The sequence below is a fragment of the Verrucomicrobium spinosum DSM 4136 = JCM 18804 genome, from assembly GCF_000172155.1.
GTDB classification, from domain to species: Bacteria; Verrucomicrobiota; Verrucomicrobiia; order Verrucomicrobiales; family Verrucomicrobiaceae; genus Verrucomicrobium; species Verrucomicrobium spinosum.
In genome coordinates this window covers 2,283,587-2,303,374 of the sequence record NZ_ABIZ01000001.1, presented here as the reverse complement: position 1 = coordinate 2,303,374, position 19,788 = coordinate 2,283,587, and the positions used below count along the sequence as shown (strand labels likewise).

The following is a 19,788-nucleotide window of genomic DNA, read 5'->3' as shown; positions in this document are numbered from 1 at the left end:
GGCAAACTCCTGCCCTGTCCGAGCAATGCCTCTCTGGCAGAAAGCACTTCAGAATAAATTGCCACGCTGTTTGCCCCCTCGTAGGTCATCGTCTTTTTCGTTGAGACGGAGACTTTTTGCCGACTTTTAGCGGCTCGATCTCCCCCGCTGCCAGCTCAGCCTCGATTTCGGCGATACTCGGCAAACTCCCCTTGAGATCTTTGGGCAACGACTGAGTCAGCCGAGTTTGCCATTCTGCTACGCCAACGGGTTTCTTCAGATCCCGCAGAGCATACTCGACCACCAACTTGTTGCGTGATCGGCAGAGCAGCAGGCCAATTGTCGGCTTGTCGTCAGTGTGTCGGAGCAAGTCATCAACAGCAGAAAGGTAAAGATTCAGCTGTCCAACAAATGCCGCATCAAATGCCACCGACTTCAGCTCTACCACCACGAAGCAACGCAGGCGAAGGTGATAGAACAAGAGATCAATGTAGAAATCCTCGTTTCCAATTTCCAAGTGCACTTGCCTGCCCACAAACGCAAACCCAGCCCCCAACTCAAGTAGAAACTTCTGGATGTGATCAACCAGTGCCACCTCCATCTCGCGCTCCGTCCTTGGGTCTGCCGTCCCGAGAAAGTCGAACAGATAGGGGTCTTTGAAAATTTGGACTGCCAGATCAGACTGGGCTGGAGGCAGCGTAAGTTCGAAATTGTTCGTCAACTTTCCGGTTCGTTCATGGGCCTGACCTTGAATTTGCAGAATCAGGACGTTGTGTGACCAGCCACACTCACGTATTTTCTCGGCGTACCACAACCTGACCTGCGGCTGGTCGAGCTTCTCCAAGAGAGCGATATTGTGATACCACGTAATTTGTGCAAGAGGCCCTTGCACAATGGCCTTGTCTGGCCAAGCCTCAGCAAAAGCACGCATGTACTTGAGGTTGCGAGGACTCAGGCCCTTCATGTCGGGAAACGCTTCGCGAAGATCTGACGACAGCCTGTCGATCACCTTTGCGCCCCATCCTTCAGCAGACTGACGTTCCAGTATCACGCGCCCAACATCCCAGTAGAGCAAGACCATGGCCGCGTTTGCAGCAAGAACTGCACGCACTCTTTCTTTCCCAATTCTTAGCTTGAGTTCCTGTAAGGCGGTCCCATACGCATCTGGAAGCCCCAGCTTGGAAGGCGCAGCAGTGAACCTTGCTTCGTCCTTCGCACGGCCCAAAGATGATCGAGCTTCAGGTTCGACTGAGCTGCCAAACTCCGAACTTTTTGATCCCGACGGTAGAGTGCGCTTCTTCATTTTGTCCGGTCCAACGATGCACCGGAAAGTTGCTCACAAGAAAAAACGTTCAACCATTCAATGATGCAACTTTGACACGCCTTTGACGGTGCAAAAAACGCAACTCCGCTAGAATCCCCTCACCCGCTTTTCGTAGTCCGCATACCCAAGGTATCGACTCCTCATCAACCCCTCCTCCAACCGCGCCTTCGCGATCAACCACACGGTCAAAAACCCGGAAGCCAGCATCCCAGCGAAACTCCCCCAGACGAGAGACCAGCCGAAGGCCACGTGAATGAGACTGCTGTACAGCGGATGTCTCACACGTGCATACACACCATGGGTCACCAGTTGACCGCTCTCCAGCGGCTGCGGGTGCGGTGAGCGACTGCTGCCAAGATCCCGGACCCCGGCGATGCCGAGCCACGCCCCTCGCAAAATCAAAGCTCCGCCCAACACCTGTACGCCCCACCGGGACATTCCTTCAAAGTGATTCCCAAAGCCCGCCGTCGCGGGGCCGAGAATCAGCACTACCACGCAAAGGAGGTTTTGAATCCAGACCCAAAGGTGCGGGGACATCATCACTCACTGCCTTCACCCAGAAACTCAGTCATCTAAAAAGATCACAACTCTGTGCGCTCGGTGTCTCTGTGGTTGAACCTCAGCATCTCCAATCACTCCGCCGCCGCCTTTTTCGCCCTTTCCGCCCGTGCCAGCCTCGCCGCCTTGTACCCCACCAGCTTGCGCTTGCCTTCATCCCACAACCGGAAGGTCAGTGATTTCAAGCTCTTGCGCAACGTCAATGGCTGCACGCTTTGGAAGAGCGGCTCCGACTTGTGAGCACGCTCCAGGCGGTAGTTGGGGATACGCGGGCTGAGATGGTGAATGTGGTGGAAACCAATGTTCCCGGAGAACCACTGGAGGATCTTGGGAAGCTTGTAGAAAGAGCTGCCTTGCAGCGCTGCCTGGGCAAAGTCCCACTCATCATGCCGCTCCCAGTACACGTCCTCAAACTGATGCTGCACATAGAACAACCACACGCCCGCCGTGCCTGCCACGACCAGGATGGTAAGCTGAATGATGAGATACGCCTTCCAGCCGAAGGCCCAGGTCAGCAGACCTGCGATCACGAGCAGCATCACGTTGGTGATGTAAACTGAGCGCCGCTCCTTCTCCTTCGCCCCTTTGGCGGTCAGCCGATTCAAAACAAGAAAGAGTCCCAACGGAGCCAGGGCGAACAAGACCACCGGATTGCGAGACAGCTTGTAGGAAAAGCGTTTCCAGCGCGAAGCGTCAAGGTACTCCTGGACGGTGAGAGTCCACACATCCCCCATGCCACGCCGGTCCAGATTCCCCGCGCTGGCATGATGCACCGTGTGCTCCCATTTCCAGTGCTGATAGGGCGTGAAGGTCAAGACGCCCGTGATAAAACCCAGAATGTCATTCGCGCGCCGAGAAGCGTAAAAAGAGCCGTGGGTGCAGTCGTGAAAGATGATGAAGGTGCGCACCACAAAACCGCCGGCCAGAATGGCCAGCGGCACCACCAGCCAGTAAGAAACAGACATCGCCCAGTACATGAGCGCCCACAGAGCCACGTACGGCACAAGCGTGTTCACCACCTGCCAGCTCGCGCGCCACGAGGAGGGCACCTGGTACTTGCGCACAATCTCCTTCCAGGACTCCGCTGTCGGTTCTGGGTGGGGGACGGGGGCAGCACCAAACAGCCCCGCATTGAGCGCGTTCTGATTCTTCATCTCAACAACGATACGCCAGAAAAGTCATGCGCAACACCCGTTTCCATTGCTGCCAGGCACCTCTGTCGGGAGACGCCGCTTCAAAATTGTTCGTTTTTTCCATGAACCCATCATCTACCGCCACCTGGCTTGAGGCGTCTGATCAGCCCTGCAGGCTCAACGAAGCGCGTCACCTGCTGTAATTTTTCTGCGCCGATCTCTTCTTGGATCTCGATTCGCATCTAATCAGGTGGACGCAAAAAAGGCACAATTAAAAACAATTCCCGCCACCCTCCGTCACGCGCACCCCATCAATTCCATAGCCGCTCCACGCCGGGTGCCTGCCTCCGCCCCGCCGCATCTTGTTAATCTCCGCAAAAACCAAATGTCCCTCCTGTCACTAAGGGACGCCCCATCAAGCGAATCTCATCTCGCAAAAATGAGGTAATTTCCCGTAGCCTCCCGGAGTCTCCACCCCTCTGCCGCCAGGCCATTTAGCACCCCCTCCAGCGTCCCCACCGGCCCACCCGATGCCCTGGCGACTGGGACGGTAGAGATGTCCACCACCTTGTATTGCTCAAGGCGTGGAGCGGTCTGCAAAGTGGCCCCCGTCGCTCCGGGAGGAGCTTCCACCACCACGTTCTGGGCACGGGCTGACGAAGGGGCCAGCCCGCCGAGGGAGATCAATCCCACCGCCACGGCGGCAACCAAACTCGCACCGGCTCCCGCGCCGGCAAACAGAAGGGAGGTTCTCAAGTTCATGGATTTCACAGGTGAGTTGTTCTTGTTCTGATTGAAAAACCCAAACTCTTTTCTCTGGAAGCCGCTGCACTGGCGGGGGAGCCACGTTTCTGGGATGCCCCTTATCGTCCTGCACCGCCTGCACCCGTGCTCGCGCCGGAACCGGAGGCTCCACTGGCTGGGCGAGTCGCCCCATTATTTGTGCCAGTGCCTGCCCCGTTATTCTGACCTGCCGCAGGTGTGCGCCGATTGATCTCGCTGGAGGCAGGGCCGCCTGGAGCCGTATTCGCACCGCCCGCCGGAGGCTGGGTGGCGTTGCTACCTCTGGCCGGCACCGCATTCGGGTTCGTGGTATTGCTGTTGGAATCGGTGCTCCTGGCTCCCGGTGCCGTCCCGGTGGCTCCCGTGTTGGTGGCGGCAGGGTTGGCAATTGAGTTGTTTCCAGCTCCATTGCCCGTGTTTCCACGATTCATGTTGCCATTGCCATTGTTATTATTTGGAGCCGCGGCATTGGGGTTCGCGTTGGTTGCGGCACTGGCGGCTGCTGTCCCCGTGTTTACGGCATTTCCCCCCGGAATGCCCCCGCTCACTCCCGTACCGGGCCCAATGATGACTGGCAGTCCCGGATTGGCCACGCCCCCGTTGGGATCACGATCCGGGGAATTGGGAGAGCTATGATCACTGCCGCTACCGCCGGCAGCAGTTGGAGAGGTCATGTTCTGCCCGCTTTGCTGGGAAGCGCCAGACGAGGCAGCCGGGCTGCCCGTCGCAGGAGCCAGCCCGGAGAGGTTTTCACCCGTGACACCCCGATCAGGATAGCCTGGATTGCCCCCCAAGGGCGGAAGGGAGGCCCGATCTGCCACTGCGCCTGCATTGGCGGGTGTCGCGGGCGGCGGGCTGGTATCCGTCGTCGCCGCTGAGCCGTCGGTAAATCGGATGCCGCCCGGCATGGGCACCACCCGTCCGCCCGCAGTGAGCATGGATCCAGCCGGAATCTTCAGAGGTTGCCCGGTGAAGTCCGTTGCCCCACTGCTGGTGATGCGCAGCGTTTTCTCCTCAGTCACCGGCATGGCTTGACCGTTGCTAATGCGATACATTTTACCATTAAAAAGCGTGAAGCCCTCTGCTTGCGTTTGCACCTCCAGTCGAGGTGCATCCGGGTCGGGGGCGGTTGCAGTGGGTGTCGTTGGACTCTGCGCGAGGGCGGAAAATGCAAGCATGGGGGTCAGCAGGCAGCCGAAGGCGAAGGCCTTGCGACCCGAAAAGGGGCGATTTTTCATTTTGGTAGGGTTTTGGTGGGTTGGAAGCGAAGCCCGCACGGGCGGTGCACGCCCATACATCCTAAGGGTGCCATGGGTGAAGCGTGTCCCGGTCCAGACAGGGGGTCCAATGAGGGTTCGGGCTGTATCCATCGGGCGCGCCTAAGAACCTCGCCTCTTCCCGTATCGGGGAAGCCACGGCATTTCCCCTGGTTACCTGCACCGGATCATGAATGCCGCGTGCTGCCTCACTATTTTAGTGATGATTGCTGGGAGCTTCCATCTCCACGGGATCGCTGGTTCCTTGAGGTGCCCGTCTCAGTTCGAAGTTGATCCTCAGCGGGGATCTTTAGCTCAGCCCAACGTTGGACGTGCGGCAAGCGAGCCAACATAGGGCAGCTCCGCAGAGGATGATCAGGTGGGAAGGCAGACAGCATTCGCTTTCCCCCAACCGCCATCAACGCAGCCACGTCAGGCGGAAGCGAGGCCCTCCAATCACGGCTATCACTCATCAAAGAGGCTACGTCCCCTTCTCCACCCGCAATTCAACTTACGTCGAAACACCACTCCGCATTTGCGGTCCCCGAACCCGGCGGTTCCCATAAACAACTACCCAGACCATGGAAAGTTCTCGCTTTGCTCGGCCGCCCCATGGCGAACCCTCCAGGTCCATGAGACAACCTTGCAACACCGACGCACCGATCTACTGAATCACCGCCCTACCCTCCTCCAAACTGCATCCGGTCCCTCAGCTCCCGCATCGCACAGGTCAGGGGCAACTCACTCCCGTCCGTCAGCACCGCTCGTGCCGCCTTCCCGGAATGGCGGATCTCCACAATGCTCTCGATGTTCACCAGCGCGGAGCGGTTCACCCGCACAAACTGGGAGGACGGCAGCATCTGCTCCAGCTTGCCGATGTTTTCACGGATGAAGTGTTTCTCCTTCACACAGTGCAGGTTCACATAGTTGCCATCAGCCTCCACCCACAGGATGTGCTCTACCCTCACGATCTGCTCCCGCATGCCAGAGCGCACCAGGATCCTTGCCAGCGACTGCGGCAGAGCTCCCGGCCCCGCTTCCAGCGCCGGCTTCACGGGCTGATCCTGCAATGCAGTGAGTATTTTCCTCGCCCTGTCCAGCGCCACATCCAACCGCCGGTTCTCCACTGGCTTGAGCAGGTAGTCGATCGCGCTGAATTCAAAGGCGTCCAGCGCATGCGCTCTGGATGCCGTCACCAGAATGGTCACCGGTGGCTGCACGTTCTTCATCCGTTGCAGAATTTCGAGTCCGCTCACATCAGGAAGCTGCACATCCAGCAGCATGATGTGCACCTCGTGGCTGTCCAGCCAGCGCATGGCTTGCGCCCCGTCTTCCACCTCCGCCACCTCTATATCACCATGGGCCGACAAGAGCCGCCGCATCCGCTCACGGGCAGGCGTCTCGTCTTCGACCACCAGCAGATTCCAGTTCTTCACAGTCGCCTCCCATGTAGAATTTCGATCACCGCGATAGAGCCGCCTCCTTCGCAGGGCAGCACCGTGACTCTATCATCGAGCCCTTCCATATCTCCATACGCCGCCCGTAGCCGGGCGCGGGTGTTCTCCAGCCCAATACCGTCGCGAAGCGGTTCCTTGATCCCCACCCCGTCATCCCGCACCTCCAGACGCAGCATCTGCCGCTCGGGTTCGAGACGCGCCTTGATGGCGATGGTCCCGACCCCTTTTCGGGGTCCCAGTCCGTGCCGCACGGCGTTCTCCACCACTGGCTGCAGGATCAACACCGGCACCATCCACGTCAGACAGTCTGCGTCGATGTCCGTCGTGAGCTTCAATCCCTCGCCAAATCTCGCGCGCTCGATTTTGAGGTACATCTCCACCAGTTCGATCTCGTGCTCCAAGGTGACCTCACGGTTGACGTCGCTTTCCAGAGTCTCGTGCAGCAACACCCCCAGCGAGGTGACGATGCGATCCACCACCTCCGGCTCACGATGCACCAGCGAGGCGATCGTATTGAGGGTGTTGAACAGGAAGTGTGGTCGCAGTTGCGCATAGAGCATCTCCAATCGTGACCGATGCAGCTCCGCTGTGGCCTGCAGTACCCGGCGCTCCCGTTCCCGCATCTTGACTCTGGCCACCGACATCACGGCAAACGCGGTGATCCCCAGATAGACAGGCATTCCCACCAACACTTGCGGGACAAACATCGGCGGCTTGGGGGGAGGGTTCTCCCGCCAGGACGAGGGCGGTGGACGTCGCAAATCCCGGGTCTTGTCCCTCGCCTCATCCATGCCCGCTTCTGCCACCACGGCGTAGAATCCCACACACAGCACCATGCCCACCGTCCACGCGAGCATGTCCATGGCCAGGTGATGGGGCGTCGTGCACCAGCGCTTGACTCCTCTGACAATAACCGGGGTCAACAGCATCCACGGCATCCAGATCATGGCCCCGAAGAGCAGGGCAAAGGTCCAGGAATGGGCTGCTGAAAACTTGAACTGCGTGGCGAACAGCACCGCCAGCATCGGCCAGAGAATCACATTTACCACCCTGGTGGTCCTCTCAAACCTGAGGTCATCCTCCAGCGCACGAGTTCTTGGATCGGGGCGACTGGGATCTCCTCCAGACACCTTTGCAACACTGGAAGAAGCATCAGGGTTCATGAAATTTGTTAAGTGGCCCCCCGGCCTCTTCGGGTGGATGTTCAGTTTCACCTTCTGTCACAGACAAAGTGGAGCGTGAGCGACGCGATACCGTGAACCGCCCCGGGTATGATGGCATGCGATCTGCACTCTCCTGTCCAGTCTGCCCGCGCACTTGCGTGACAGCTCCGGTCATCAAGCCGTTTTCAAGGGCGCACTGCAACAGGTTTCTGATGATTCCTGCGTCGCCCAACCCGCATGGGATGGGCTTGGGGCGGCATTGCCGCCAGCGGAGGGGAGATTGTTTCGTCATCACTTTCAAGGCGTCTGCGACATCATTCCCCGGCTTGGTACCAAGAGGTTCGACCTCGTTGATGCCCTCCATCATTCTCCGCACAGAGCGAAGCCTTCTGGCAGGCCGAAAAACTGACTGACACTCATTCACAACACCACACCGGCAGGTCAGTTGCGACATGCCCGCGGAATTCGCTGAACCCAACCATGTTAGACCACCCCAACCATACAGCTATGCCCCCCCTCTATCACCCCCAGCGGAAGTCCTCCTTCGCCTGCCTCCTGGCAGGCCTACTCTTCTTGATTAGTCACACCTCGGCTCTTGCCTGGGTGGGAGGGCCGTTTGACAACGGAGACTATAGCGCGACGCTCGATGACCAGGGGGTCTATCAGGCCTCCATCCGTTACAAGAATGGCAGCGGCTACGTGCAATGGGCCAACAACGCAGACCTCGGCCCCTCGGCTTCGTCCGGGTCATCCTCATCCAGCAGTACGACCACCACTTCAGCCTCATCCGTGGGCAGTTACCTCAATCGCGCCGTACTCTATTACAAGGGGGTGGCGTTTTTTGGCAATGCCACGGGCATGTCGGACATGGAGACGCGTGAGGTCACGTGTGTGTTCAACTCCCAGTCGGAAGTGACTCTTGACGAGCAATCTAGCACCAGCTCGCAGACCACATCAAGCTCTTCGGTCAATGCTTCCAGCAGCGTGGTCAACAACGGCGGCCGTGGCTTCGTGGCCAACGGCAACTTTGTGGCCAAGATCACCAAGACCTATCCCCAGCTCCGCTTTAGCGGCACCGGGCAGCTCACCCTGATCAACCCAGACGCCCAGTCCATCGTCGCCGGCCTGGCCCAGCAGATTGCGGAAAGTCTCGCCGAAATCAGCACCGATGAGGATACCACGGTGGTGCTGACGGATGTCTTCGACTTCCTCAGCGATCCTGACTTCCTCGCAGCCATCACCCCCAAGACCATCGACGAGGTCTCTGAAAGCTCCGAAACCCTCAAAATGACTGTGACAGGATCACGTCGTTACTTCCTGTCCTCCCGCTAGCGCTTTCACCGTTCCAGCCCCACGCATCGATCCCGCCCCGGCCCCCCAGACGGTCGCGGGTTCGATGAAACGCGCCCGCGACTCATCTGCTTCTGACTGACCACCTTCCGTCCCCCCCCATGAATCCCGCCCTCATCTTCTGTCACACCTCCCTCATGTGCTGCTGCGCCCTGGCCCCCGCCATGGCCGGAGCCCCTCTTCCTGGCGGAGGAGCCGCCAGCCTCGCTGAACGGGAACTCGCCAGGCGCATGCAGCGCGAGACTGAGGCCCGGGAATGCCTGACCAGGGGGGATGCCCTCATGAAGGACGCAGACTGTGAAGCCGCAGCCCGGGAGTACCAGGCCGCCATCGACCTCCTCCCCGATGCTCCTAGAACCCAGGCGCTCAGGGAGGAGGCCATGGCCCGCTATGGCGATGCCGCCGTGTGCCTCGCCAGGGAGCGCGCCAAGAACGGACGCTACGCGGAGGCACGCACCCTTCTGGAGGGTGTGTTGAAACTCAACTCCCCCTCTGAGTCGGCGCGAAAGCTCCTGGCCGATCTCGATGACCCCGCCCGCTACGAGCCAGCCCTCACACCAGAGCACGTGAAGAACGTGGCCCAGGTGGAGACGACATTGCAGATGGGTTACAGCTACTACAACATTGGCGACTACGATGCCGCCATTCGGACCTTTCAAGATGCACTGCGCATCGACAAGCACAACGGTGCCGCACGTCGCGGCATGGAGCGCGCAGAGCAGAAGCGTGCCGAGTACTACGACACCGCCCGCGATCATCAGCGCGCCAAGATGCTCAACGCGGTGAACGCCGGTTGGGAGGACCAGGTCCCGGCGGCGGTGACCTCCACCGTCACCGATGTTTACACTGGCGGCCCCGACGCCTCCCGCTACTACACGGAGAAGATGCAGCGCATCATCTTCCCCGCCGTGCAGTTCCAGGGTGCGAGCATTGACGAAGCCATCGAGTTCATGCGCATCAAGAGCCGCGACTATGACACGGTGGAGCGCGATCCCAGCAGGCGGGGTGTCAATCTCATCCTCAAGTCAGGAGCCTCCCCATCCACGGCACAGATCAGCCTGGATCTCAAAGACGTGCCCATGGTCGAGGCCCTCCGTTATATCACCGAACTCGCGGGCATGAAGTACAAGATCGAGCCCTATGCCGTGGTGGTGGTGCCGTTGTCGGATGTAGGCACGGAACAGTACACCCGCACTTTCAAGGTGCCGCCATCGTTTCTGAGCCTGGGTCAGGACAGCTCAGCCGCCTCCCCGGCCACTGCGGCCGATCCCTTCGCCAGCGGTGGTGCCTCCACCGCCGCAGCCACGCTCAAGCCCAAGGCCACCGCCCTGGAGATTCTTCGCAACAACGGCATCAACTTCCCCGAAGGCTCCTCCGCCACCTTCGTAGCCGCCACCTCCCAGCTCATTGTGCGCAACACCCAGCCCAATCTGGACCAGGTGGAAGCCTTTGTGGAAGGGCTCACCAAGGCTGTGCCCCAGCAGATCTACATCACCACCAAGTTCGTGGAGGTGAGTCAGAAGAACACGGATGAACTGGGCTTTGACTGGCTGCTCGGGCAGTTCGACATCGGAGGCAGAACCTTCGCATCCGGCGGCACCGCGGCCACCTCCAGCAACTATTCCTTCACCCAGGACGGCACGGCGATTGGGGGCTATTCCGTTACTTCCGGGAACCGCTCTGGCAGTTCCGCCATCGCCGCAGACTCCATTGATGGTCTCATCTCCGGCCAGAGCCAGGCCTCCAGCGTGGCCCCCGGAGTCTTCACCCTGGCCGGGGTCTTCACCGATCCCCAGTTTCAGGTCACCATTCGGGCGCTCAGCCAGAAGAAAGGCGTGGATCTCATGAGTGCCCCCAGTGTGACCACTCGCTCCGGTCAGCGCGCCACCGTAGAGGTCATTCGTGAATTCATCTATCCCACGGAGTTCGATCCACCGCAGATTCCCCAGAACTTCGGTGCCACCAGCTCCACCTCCACCACCGGCACCTCCTCCACCTCCTCGTTTCCCGTCACCCCCACCACGCCCACCGCGTTTGAGATGCGCCCCGTCGGCGTCCGTCTTGAGGTAGATCCCGTGATTGGCCCGGATGGTTATACCATCGATCTCAACCTCGCCCCCGAGGTCACGGAGTTCGAAGGTTTCATCAACTACGGCAGCCCCATCAACACCGCCTCCACCGACGCGCTCGGCAACCCCACCACCGTGACGCTCACGGAGAACAAGATCGAGCAACCCGTCTTCTCCACCCGCAAGGTCACCACCGCTGTTACCGTGTGGGACGGCCAGACCGTCGCCATGGGCGGCCTCATCCGCGAAGACGTCCAGGATGTGGAAGACAAGGTGCCGATCCTCGGCGATCTGCCCTTTCTCGGTCGTCTGTTCCAGAGCAAGGCCGAAGATCACTTCAAGCGCAACCTCATGATCTTCGTGACTGCCAAGCTGATTGATCCCTCCGGCGAGCCCGTCCGCAAGCCTACCCCCACCCCGGTCGCCCCTGCGCCCACCTCACCCTCTCCCGTAGGCCTGGATGGCGGCCCCGGATTGTTGCCCACCATCAATCCATAGCTGAGAATTCAAAACCTCCCCCTTCGTGCAGGGCGGACAGGGCACCCTGTCCGCCCTGTAAATTCCTAAAAGGCCCTGTTCAGAATGTCTCCACTTGCATTCTCCGCACGTACCACCACTTTGAAAAAGTGACTTTCACTTGGGGGCGTTCTGGTTTCGACGGATTACTAGAAGTGGAGGCTGCATGCCGCGGATGATTCGTTGGCCGCTTTAACAATTCGGATCAAAAAACTAAATGCGGACTCTAACGAGCTTGCTCTCGCCGCTTAATTGACGGTGACGTTCCTCCAGTGAAGTCTGTGAATTGGAGGAGCGACTACTTACATGCTGGCCAAAAGGGCGGGCGAACGGCCCCAAGGCGAGATCTACAGGACGCTGGATGGACGGCATCCTGGCAGTTGGAGGCTGGACATCGAGATCAAATAATTGCCTGAGCATGGAGACGCTTTCATGAAAGGTGGTTCGGACAGGGGTTCAACTCCCCTCGCCTCCACCAAGTGAAGATTTGTGAGTTGGGTCCAAGAGGATTTTTAGGAACGCATTGTGAATATGCTTTCTGAGGCCTGAGATTGTCTCTTTGTGTCCACATTCCAAGGAGCTGCTAGGCTTTACGCCCGAGTGGCTCTTTGGAGAAGCAGTTTGAAAGGATTCGCTCGTGGCAAAGGGAAGGATGTTGGTCATTGATTGGTTGCTACGATGTCCTTTTCTCTTGTCTCTACCATGTGTCACTTGCAACGTGTCAACGGTATGCAGTTCAGCAATCCCGTGGCATAGCTTCAGGTTCGAGCCCTGACGCAGGTTTGGGCTTCCAGCGGCTGGGCAGCAGTTCCCCGATGCGCGTGATGTTGAACCCCTCACCGTCACACAGGGTCTCCAGCGCCTCCCCAAGATACTCCCGCACGTTGAGCCCCAGCCGCTGAGCACTGGCCAGCACCGTCAGGATCGCCGCTACTTTGGGCCCGCTCTCGTGGCTTCCTAGATGCAGCCAGTTCTTGCGCCCCAGCGCCACCGGCCTCATGGCATTCTCACACCAGTTGTTGTCTATCTCCACCTCCCCGTGGCTGGCATACACCTCCAGCTTCTCCCACTGGTTGAGCGCATAGTCACAGGCCTTGGCCAGCAGGCTCTGCGGCAGGAGGGCCTTGGCCCGCACCTCCAGGATCTGCGCCTTGAGGCTGGAGAGCTTTTGCGCCACACCCTGCTCCTGCCGGTAGTCCAGACGGGCCTGCCCCTTCAACTGCTTTTCCCGCGCCCGCTCTTCAACTCCATACAACGCGCCGATGCTGGCCACCACCGCCAGCCCCGGTTCGCACGGCACTTCCTTGGGGGCGGCCTGGCACGCCTCCACGAACTTGCGTCGCACGTGGGCAAAACATCCCGCATGCCGCTGCACCTGCCCCTCCAGACAGTCATAGACCACATAGCCGTCGCTTTGCAGGATGCCTCCGTAGTCCTTCAAATAGGCCCTCGCCCCCGCCTGGGCACGGTTGTCCTGGTACTCGAAGTACACCAGCCCTCCGGGGATGGAGTACTGCCACAACCACGCCACATCGTTGCGGCCTTTACCCAGATCTTGCAGCACCGGCAGCCTCGTCTCATCGGCCTGAATGAGCGGCCCCTGCCGCAGCTCCTGGCCGATGGCCCGCGCCAGAGGTTGCAGCAACGCTCCTGCGGCCATCACCGCCCGCGTCGCCGTGGCCTGACGCACGGTCACACTGTGATCGCGCTCCCACCCCTGTAGCTGACGGTACACCGGCAGATAATCGGCGTACTTGCGCACCACCAGCTCCACCACCGTCTCGTTGGCCAGCTGCCCTTTGTCGACGATGCGCCCAGGGGAGGCGGCTGTGGCCACCGTGCGACGGTCCCCCAGCTGGATGACTCGCTTCTCGCGCTTGAGCACCCGCACAAAGAACTCCGCAGGCTTGATGACGAGCTCTTCCTTGATCTCATAGCCCACCAGTTCGCCTTGCGCCGCTTCCAAGCATGGTAGGATGACTTCCACCCGCGGCAGATGCGCGGGCAGTTCGTGCCGCCCAGGATGCACTTGGGCGTAGCGCGGGGTGCCGGGCTTTTTCTTTTTGAGCCGGGCGGCCTGCTCCTGTTCCAGGCGTCCAGCCTCGGGCAGGGTCTTGTCCGCCAGGGCCAGGCCCACTTCAAGGGCCACCTCGGCCTCCTGCACGCCGGGCTCCAGATCCAGCAGCAGGGCCTGGTCTTTGCCGAGGCCCTCGCCTTTGGGACCGTACTTCTTGATGAGGGCCAGCCGCAACTGCTCCTCACGCAGGCGCACTTCCAGTTCCAGGGTGGCAATACGCTCATCGCGCTGACGCAGGATCTCCTCCAGGGCAAGACGCTCCCGGGGTCCCAAAGAAAGCAACAGGGCTTCAGGCAGATCCGGGGTGGCAGGAGTGGCGGGCATGAGCAGCGGGAGCTGCATGATGCCCAGCAGCGGGCTCGTTGCAACAAGTTGTTACCGCGAACCCTAAAAAACACCTCTTCCCGCACCCTCACCCGACCCGGTGCCAGGCCCTCCGTTGGGTGCCTTCCAGGTCAATGCCCGCCAGCAGCAAAGTGAGCTCCGCCTGGGTGAGCACCACCTTGCGTGAAGCTCCTTGCGCTGGGGGCTGCGGCCAGTGGAAGCGCCCCTTCTCCAGCCGCTTGGCGCACACCCACAAGCCCGAGCCGTCCCAGTAGAGGGCCTTGAGACGGGTGCGGTGCTTGTTGCAAAAGACAAAGAGGTGACCGCTCAAAGGATCCTCGCGCAACAGACCAGAAGCCAGGGCGAGCAGCCCCTCAAACCCAAGGCGCATGTCGGTGGCGCCTGCCAGCAAATGGACTTTGGTGGCAGGACCCAGGCTTAGCATGGGGCACCTCCCTGCCTGGCATGGAGAAGTTCAAGGAGGGCGGCCACTTCATCGCGGCCAAAGCCTGAAGGGACGTGCAGACGCCAGAGACCCGCTTCGATGAGATAATCCAAGCCGGGAAGTCCCGCAGCAGTGCTCCCCGGAGGTGAGGAAACTTCCACCGGCAGCCATGGAGGCGGCGCAGGATCAGAGGAGCGCTTCTGAAGTTCAACATGGCGACGCCAGGCACAAAGGCTTGAGACACTCAAAGAATGAAGCCGGCAAAAAGTTGCCAGGGTCAGGCCGCTGGATTGAAACTGGCGCACTAGACGACGACGTTGCAGGGCTGTATATCGAGGCATACGCGCAAACTTGCCCGGCTGCGCTCCGCGCACCAGACGGCCTTGCTGATCTGCTTACTGTCAACGAACATCGAGCTCCTCAGAGTTCTGGCGGGGTCATCTTGGTAAGCTGGCTGAATGATTGCGTGTTGGCAGAGCCCGCCCATTCGTACATTTTCTCATACTGTTGACGTCGGAGAATCGGACTCAAGAAAGTCGAACTGACTACCCTTACATCGCTACCGCTGTTGCTCCAAAAAGCGCTTCGATCTTTGTCTGGTTGGTTGCGCCCATGTTCACCACAATCAGCTTATCCTTTGCCCTTGAGCAGCATACGTAGAAGAGATTTCGCGACCTCTTCGTGCGAGCTTCACTAGTGTCTGTTTCGGCTAGTAGTTTGTCGAAAGCATATTGATTCCAATTTGCTCCGGCATCGTCTAGAATGACTAACACGTTCTGAAACTGATCGCCCTTTACGCCATGCTTTGTGGAATAGGGGAGATTCTTTTGAAGCACAGCGCAATAGTTACTGACTTCGGCATAAGGGGTGGCTAGTATCTTGGCAATGAAGGCTTGATGCTGTGCCTCAGGTGTCCCGGCTTCGGCTGGCGTTAGCTTTCCTGAAATTCCATCTTCGAGGTCGTCAAGCAGGGGCACCAATTCGGTGGCCTTGAGATGTTTCAGAACCGCTTCTACGGTTGCGCCGCCATCAACTAATGCGATCAAACCATCCAGTGCAGTCTTCACTCGGACTTTCTCAAGTCGCGCCGCAATTGGTTGGGGTCGATCACTAATTAGACTGATGGTGCGGCCAACTTTTCCTTGTCGCCAGGAGGTGATCACGGATTCAACCTCGTCGAGGAAGAAGATGGCAATCGGATCTTCACCGCCATGAAAGCGGTCGCTCGCGAAGCCGCCCAGTTCGCTGTAGGCGGTCCACAATGCCTCATAGCGAGCCTTCCGAGCAATGAGCCGATGGGTGAGGAAAAGGACTTTCAGCTCGCCTTCCAGTTCCCAGTAGAATTTTTCTCGCACCTTCTGAACTTCCATCCTGGTCAGGTCGACGGCCGGATCAATGCCGGCGAAGTTCAAATAGACGGCCCCGCCGGAGAGATTGTTACCGGCAGGCTCTTGTCTAATATCAGTTCGCACTTTATTGAGCAGATTGATCACTGCCTTGGAGCAGCGGTAGTTCTCTTCCTTTTTGATCTGCACAAGCATGCTCTGGTGATCGGGCGACAGTTCGCCCACTCCGCCCGTGTAAATGTTTTGCATTTTATCGCCAAAGAATCCGAGAAGTGGGGGCGAATCGGTTTTGATGAGATGGTCTAGTAGGATGGAGATTACTTGCGGATCGGTGTCCTGATATTCATCCACGAAGATGAACGGGAAGCGTGCGGCCACCACCTTGGAAAGCATGAAATGATCGCGGAACATGAAATGCGCTACGCCAAGAAGGTCGTCATGGAAAATGCGGCCTTCCATGAAATTGGCACCTCGATCGGAATAACGGATCTCTGCCCCCCCCTTTAGGGCTTTCTCCAACTCAGTTTCATCCTGCTTGCGGCGGCTTCGACCTGGGAGGCTGGCGTTGAATGACTGTAGTGCTAGTTTCAGCTCCTTTTGAAAAGGGCTAATCGCTGCCCAGAGAAAATCGTGGATGGTAGTGACAACAAACAGAGGATCGTGCTCAGTTCTCTCTATAATTTCGTTTTTGGCGACGTTCGTGAAAGTGATGCAAGCTATCTGTTGATTGCAAGTCAAAAATTTTATGCGATCAGGGCCACGAAGGTGATCCAAGGCGCGAATGAGGGACGATGTTTTGCCAGATCCCGCTCCGGCGTCTATCAAAAAACTTCGCCTCTCCTTTATACATTCAAGAATCTTTGCATCTGCCTCGGTGATCATCTTGATGGAAATTGTGCGAGCCAAGTAAGTCCCTGTTTAATATAGAGGGGGGTGCTCCAACCAGGCTCGCTGATTAGATCGAGGGCAAAATCCACCTTCCCGAGCTTCCCACTCAAGTCCCAGGCCTGGGTTGCGAGGCCATTCTTCAAGGCCTTCTTGATTGCAGCTTTGGTGGTGCTGAGTTTGCCGAAGTTGGCTGTAAGCCAAGGAATGTTAGCATAAATGAAAGCCTCTTCGAACGAGCGACCGCAGTAGCGCTCTTGGGTTACCTGATAGGCAACTCGGATGCTTCCACGTGTTTTCTCGTGGTCAACGCATGCACGTAGTTCGCCGACGGTCTTTTTTGCTGGAATCCATTCGCGCAAGCAGGCATTGCTTGTGCCTTCGCCGTCGGCTACTGGGCATTTTTCTCCATTTCCATCCACGGAATCCAAGTCGGTAATGATCAAAGTCGGTATGCCTAAAAAATCAATGATCGGTTTGAACTTGTGGGCGTGACCTCCCCCGACCTCGGATATGCTGATATATTGGCTGGCTAAGTTTTCGCAACCCTCTTCCTTGGCGAGCTCTTCGATCATCATCGGCAATAGCAACCTCTCGACCTGGCCCTCAACAAAGATCGCTTTGTCTGCGAAAAACAGGTCGCAATGGGTCAGGCGGATATATCGCCTTAGAAATCCAAGCAGGTCGGAGTCATCGTGGTCCAACGGGAGCTTCGACAAGTCTCGTATGACAACCTCGCGTCCGATTCGACGGAAGTATCGAATCGGTTCAAACCCCGAGTGGGCGATCATATGTGACGAATGCGTAGAAAGCAGGACCTGAGCGGTGGAGCCTCCGTCATTTTCAAGCACCTTGGAAATCTCGCTGATGAAAACGGTCTGCATCTGAGGATGGAGATGCGCCTCCGGTTCCTCAACAGCGATAATGTGAACGCGGGGTTTTTCGCCCGTGAGTGCGTCAATTGCCGCTCGGAAAGATTCGAGCTGAAGTACGATATAGATGAGGTTTTTGAAGCCCAGTCCGTTGTATTTTTCGGGGAGTTCGAATTTCTCCTTCAAACCTTGCTTCCCTGCATGCTCACTTGCGTAGAAGATGCGGGCGTTGTCACGGTAGATTGTCTCGGTACTCAATTCGGCGCGGACGCGAAGATCGGGTGCTGTTTGGCCGGACGGATATCCGAAGCTCTTGAGGCGTTTAGTGAGACGCCCGAAAGCAAGACTGTATTTGACCGTTAGATCGCTAGCGCTCTCTGTCACAGCGTTTTCTAGTGCTTGATAGCCAGCGGCATTGTCAACTTTGTAATATCGTTCGTAGTGATCGTGCAGTAGCTTGGAAAGCTTTGCCGATCTGCTGTTGTCATCATCATCGACATGGCGCTGTGCAGGCACGATGTCGATACGCAGAAGGGTATTGAGGAGCCCGCTTTCCTCGAGTAATTCGACCTCTTGACCGTTCAAGGAGATCTTGAAAAAGGTCCGTTTGAAGTATTCACGGAAACTGTCCCGAAGAAATTCGCAAAGAGTTTGTGCTTTCCGTTGCCTATTGTCGAAATCGTCTAGCAGCTTTTTGGCATTGTCCAGTGCATATTCAATCCGTAGCCGAACCTTGTTGGTGCTTGGGTTCAGGTCCATCAACAGCCGCGTGGCGGCCACAAGATCGGCTGGGCTTTCATCGTAAGTAAAGGTTAGATCCAGGCGCATGCGTGGCGAAAATCGCTTCAGGACCGCGATCTTTTCCTCCGCGTCTTTGGATCTGCTGAGCTTGGTTTCGATCCACCTTAGATTCCGGTGCCGTAGCTGGGACAGATCGTGAAATGTAATCCGGAGGGCGTCTGAGCCGACTCCAGCGAACAATCGGAGGGCGTCCATCACAGATGTCTTCCCGCTGTTGTTTGGCCCCACAAGAATTGTCGTCGTCTTCTCCTTGGTAAGGTCGATCGACAATCGGCGCAATAGTCGAAAATTTCTGACTTCTATCGTTTCGAGACGCATACGAATGTGGCTCCAAAAGGGAGCACAAATGTAATGTAGTTTACTCTAAAGCATCAAGGAATATATTTTTACGTTGCTACTTAAATCGTCGGTAGAGGCAGGCCCCCTCCGGCACTTCACTCGAAGTGCCCGTCACCGCCTGCTGGAGAAGTGTCTACGCTACTGCCCCGACAGATAAGATCTCGAGTAAGTGGCGAACGATGTCCAGTGCCGAGACCGCTATATTCAACGCAAATGCTGCAATCTCCATCGATCCGGGGCTCTGTCTTCTATCGACGATGCAGATGAGCGGGAAATGGGATGAATAAAAGTGTCAACTGGTCGAACTTTTCGTTGGGTGAGTCGGAACTGTGGTCGGCCGAGAAAACTGTGCGTGCTCTTGTGCTTTAAATTAACGAGAACCTTACTCAAAAAATGCGGTGGGCCAGACTCTCCTGCTGACCCACCGCACCCTTTGCTCTCTCACGGGTTCACCGCGGGCAGCAGTCCCGGGCCGCCATCCAGGCTGACGGGAGTGGTGCTCGCTCCGCCAGACACGGGCGCTGTGGGGGCAGGCGCGGGTTTGCGGACGGGCTCGCCGGAGGGATCAATCAGCTTGGCAGTCACGAGGATCATGAGGTTGCGCTTGAAGTGATCTTCGGCCTTGCTCTGGAACAGTCGCCCCAGAAAGGGCAGGTCGCCGAGGATCGGCACCTTGTCTTCCACATCCTGGACATCCTCGCGGATGAGGCCGCCCATGGCGACAGTCTGGCCATCCCAGACAGTCACCGCAGTGGTGACCTTGCGGGTGGAGAAGACAGGTTGCTCGATTTTGTTCTCCGTGAGCGTGACGGTGGTGGGATTGCCGAGCGCATCCGTCGAAGCAGTGTTGATGGGGCTGCCGTAGTTGATGAAACCTTCGAACTCTGTGACCTCGGGGGCGAGGTTGAGGTCGATGGTATAACCATCCGGGCCAATCACGGGATCTACCTCCAGGCGTAGCACCTTGCGCTGCTGCTGGGCTGATGTGGTTGTTTTGACAGGTGTCTTTGTTTGTCGGTGTTCATCCTCAGTCCCTCAGCCATAGCCGCAGCCTGGAGAGATCCAGGCGGGCGTTCTTGTTTTATGGAAGGGAAGAGGGGGAAGGGACAAG

14 protein-coding genes, 1 other RNA gene and 1 pseudogene are annotated in these 19,788 nt (G+C 58.1%); 3 read left to right on the top strand and 13 right to left on the bottom strand.

What is annotated here, in order from left to right; genetic code table 11:
• Positions 1–85: 85 nt before the first annotated feature.
• The 7 genes from VSP_RS34675 to VSP_RS39170 all read right to left on the bottom strand — a co-directional run bounded on the left by VSP_RS34675 (position 86) and on the right by VSP_RS39170 (position 7,653).
• Positions 86–1,282, bottom strand: coding sequence for a PDDEXK nuclease domain-containing protein (locus VSP_RS34675; RefSeq protein ID WP_081452470.1), 1,197 nt, complete (start codon positions 1,280–1,282; stop codon positions 86–88).
• A 108-nt stretch (positions 1,283–1,390) separates the two neighbouring features.
• Positions 1,391–1,798, bottom strand: a complete 408-nt coding sequence (locus VSP_RS34670) for a methyltransferase family protein (protein ID WP_044134191.1) — start codon at positions 1,796–1,798, stop codon at positions 1,391–1,393.
• A gap of 137 nt (positions 1,799–1,935) precedes the next feature.
• On the bottom strand, positions 1,936–3,015 hold the full coding sequence (locus VSP_RS09180) for a fatty acid desaturase (protein ID WP_009960188.1): 1,080 nt from the start codon (positions 3,013–3,015) through the stop codon (positions 1,936–1,938).
• 405 nt (positions 3,016–3,420) lie between these two features.
• Entirely contained in the window at positions 3,421–3,756 is a 336-nt protein-coding gene (locus tag VSP_RS09170; RefSeq protein ID WP_009960187.1) for a hypothetical protein, read from the bottom strand.
• Between the two features lie 101 nt (positions 3,757–3,857).
• Complete coding sequence (locus tag VSP_RS09165; protein WP_009960185.1) at positions 3,858–5,015, bottom strand: KAR9 family protein; 1,158 nt, start codon at positions 5,013–5,015, stop codon at positions 3,858–3,860.
• Between the two features lie 698 nt (positions 5,016–5,713).
• Positions 5,714–6,469, bottom strand: coding sequence for a LytR/AlgR family response regulator transcription factor (locus tag VSP_RS09160; protein WP_009960184.1), 756 nt, complete (start codon positions 6,467–6,469; stop codon positions 5,714–5,716).
• Positions 6,466–7,653 (bottom strand): sensor histidine kinase, encoded by a 1,188-nt coding sequence (locus VSP_RS39170; protein WP_053332323.1) that lies wholly within the window; start codon positions 7,651–7,653, stop codon positions 6,466–6,468. Before VSP_RS39170 ends, VSP_RS09160 begins: the two co-directional genes overlap by 4 nt.
• A 507-nt stretch (positions 7,654–8,160) precedes the next feature.
• On the opposite strand from VSP_RS39170, the gene VSP_RS09145 reads away from it, so the two are divergent.
• The 3 genes from VSP_RS09145 (at position 8,161) to ssrA (ending at position 12,066) form a co-directional block, all read left to right on the top strand.
• Positions 8,161–8,985, top strand: a complete 825-nt coding sequence (locus VSP_RS09145) for a hypothetical protein (protein ID WP_009960178.1) — start codon at positions 8,161–8,163, stop codon at positions 8,983–8,985.
• A gap of 119 nt (positions 8,986–9,104) precedes the next feature.
• Entirely contained in the window at positions 9,105–11,570 is a 2,466-nt protein-coding gene (locus tag VSP_RS43590) for an Amuc_1098 family type IV pilus outer membrane protein (protein WP_009960176.1), read from the top strand.
• Positions 11,571–11,711: 141 nt separating this feature from the next.
• Positions 11,712–12,066: a transfer-messenger RNA gene (gene ssrA, locus VSP_RS40515) on the top strand.
• A 258-nt stretch (positions 12,067–12,324) separates the two neighbouring features.
• Here ssrA and VSP_RS09130 read toward each other — a convergent pair.
• The 6 genes and pseudogenes from VSP_RS09130 to VSP_RS09105 form a co-directional block, all read right to left on the bottom strand.
• A complete protein-coding gene (locus VSP_RS09130; protein WP_076611853.1) occupies positions 12,325–13,860 on the bottom strand; it encodes an IS66-like element ISVsp4 family transposase in 1,536 nt (511 codons plus the stop codon).
• 217 nt (positions 13,861–14,077) lie between these two features.
• Positions 14,078–14,434, bottom strand: coding sequence for an IS66 family insertion sequence element accessory protein TnpB (gene tnpB / locus VSP_RS09125; RefSeq protein ID WP_009960173.1), 357 nt, complete (start codon positions 14,432–14,434; stop codon positions 14,078–14,080).
• Positions 14,428–14,775, bottom strand: coding sequence for an IS66 family insertion sequence element accessory protein TnpA (gene tnpA / locus VSP_RS43930; protein ID WP_075090741.1), 348 nt, complete (start codon positions 14,773–14,775; stop codon positions 14,428–14,430). Before tnpA ends, tnpB begins: the two co-directional genes overlap by 7 nt.
• A 210-nt stretch (positions 14,776–14,985) precedes the next feature.
• Positions 14,986–16,662, bottom strand: a complete 1,677-nt coding sequence (locus VSP_RS09115; protein ID WP_009960170.1) for a UvrD-helicase domain-containing protein — start codon at positions 16,660–16,662, stop codon at positions 14,986–14,988.
• The gene (locus VSP_RS09110) at positions 16,659–18,656 is read right to left on the bottom strand and encodes an ATP-dependent nuclease (RefSeq protein WP_009960169.1); all 1,998 of its coding nucleotides are present in this window, start codon (positions 18,654–18,656) and stop codon (positions 16,659–16,661) included. The genes VSP_RS09115 and VSP_RS09110 overlap by 4 nt, the downstream gene beginning before the upstream one ends.
• 462 nt (positions 18,657–19,118) lie before the next feature.
• Positions 19,119–19,679 (bottom strand): annotated as a pseudogene (locus VSP_RS09105) (type II secretion system protein GspD); the annotation flags it as partial.
• Between the last annotated feature and the right edge of the window lie 109 nt (positions 19,680–19,788).